Genomic DNA, 1,473 nt, shown 5'->3' with positions numbered 1-1,473 from the left:
TGAGCTACCGCGACTGACCCCGCCCCACATACCCCGCCCCGCGGGCCATGCGCGGGGGTCCCGCGCGGCGGCCATGCGCGGCGACCATGCACTGACCGGGCCGCGCCGACCGGGCCGCGCCGACCGGGGTGTGCCTGCTGAACCGGGACCGGAACCGGGCCGGGTTCGGTACCGCCCGCGCCCTCAGACGCGCGGGGTCACGCCTTGTTCGCGCCGATCGACTTCATCAGCGTCGGCCAGATCGACTTCGACTCCCGCACCCACGCGGGCCAGTTGTGCCGGCCGTCGCCGTAGATGTGCGCCGTGTAGGGGATCTTCAGCTCGTCCAGCCGCTTCTTGAAGTCCTTGTTGTTCGCGCCCACCGCTATCTCGCTGAGCAGGCCGATGTCCCACGGCGCCACGTCCGGGTCGCCGGGGCCCGGCCGGCCCGTCGTCCCGGCGGAGAAGAAGATCCCGGTGCCGCGCAGCTTGGGCGCCAGCGTGTACGGGTCGTGCGCCTTCCAGTTGGCGTCGTCGGCCCACGGGATGCCCCAGATCGCGAACGGGTCCTGCCCGTTGCCGGCGTTGGTGAACATCAGCATCGCCGGCATCCCGATCGACCGCATCGACAGGATCCCGCTCAGCGACGCCGCGTACTTGAACAGCCCCGGGTGCCTGGCCGCATACGACATGGCCCCGGCGCCGCCGGAGGAGTTCCCGATCGCCGCGCGCAGCGCGCCCGCGTGGTAGTTGCGCTCCATCAGCTGGCGCACCTCGGCGGTGTGGAACGTCTCCCACTTGGGCGTCCCGCCCTTGCCGTAGTTGTACCAGTCGGTGTAGGAGCCGTTGTCGCCCTCCGGCATGACGACGATGACGTTGTACTGCGCCGCCCACGCCTCGATGTCGGTGTTCCGCGTCCAGGAGGTGTAGTTGTCCTGCCCGCCGTGGAAGGCGTACAGGATCGGCCACGTCGCCGTGGAGTTGCGCGTCCAGTTCTTCGGCAGCAGGATCCGCGCCTTCACCGACTTGCCGAGCGCGGGCGAGGCGATGGTGATGTCGACCTCGCGGGTGCCGACCTTGCTCTCCGCGGTGATGCGCGCCCCGTCGTCGGCCTTGACCGGACCTGCCAGCGCCTGCGCGGAACCCGTGCCCGTCGCGCCGATCCCGGCGACCAGGGCGGCGCCGACGGCGGCGGACACCAGCGGGCGCCGCCGGCGGAGTGCGTGGGACCGACGGCGGACGGAGGGTGTCATGTGCTCACCTCGCGGATCAGGCCCGACCCCCGTGGCCGCGCGACTCCGGGAGAGTGTCCCGGTCCAAGCCGCAATGATCTACATGGGCGTGTTATAAGAATTGCGCCCGCCGCTGTGGAGAAGTGAGTCATTCCCCACGCCCGGCGCCGGCGCCGGCGGCCGGGTCGGCGCCGGTGCCGGCGGCGGCCTCGTCCGCCCGCTCGGCCTGCCCCGCCGGGGTGAGCGCGTGCACCTCGTGGCC

At 72.1% G+C, this 1,473-nt stretch carries 1 protein-coding gene; it reads right to left on the bottom strand.

All coding sequences use genetic code 11. From position 1 onward, the window contains the following. Positions 1-197: 197 nt before the first annotated feature. A complete protein-coding gene (locus ACIWVC_RS28350; protein WP_396452340.1) occupies positions 198-1,232 on the bottom strand; it encodes an alpha/beta hydrolase in 1,035 nt (344 codons plus the stop codon). Positions 1,233-1,473: the final 241 nt, after the last annotated feature.

The sequence above is a fragment of the Actinomadura sp. genome (assembly GCF_044508335.1).
In the GTDB taxonomy this organism is placed as follows: domain Bacteria; phylum Actinomycetota; class Actinomycetes; order Streptosporangiales; family Streptosporangiaceae; genus Spirillospora.
The sequence above is the reverse complement of the archived record's forward strand: the minus strand, read 5'-3'. Positions and strand labels throughout refer to the sequence as shown.

Excerpts from the sequence above, each read along its gene's own strand:
- ACIWVC_RS28350 (WP_396452340.1), bottom strand. The coding sequence starts at position 1,232 with ATGACACCCTCCGTCCGCCGTCGGTCCCACGCACTCCGCCGGCGGCGC.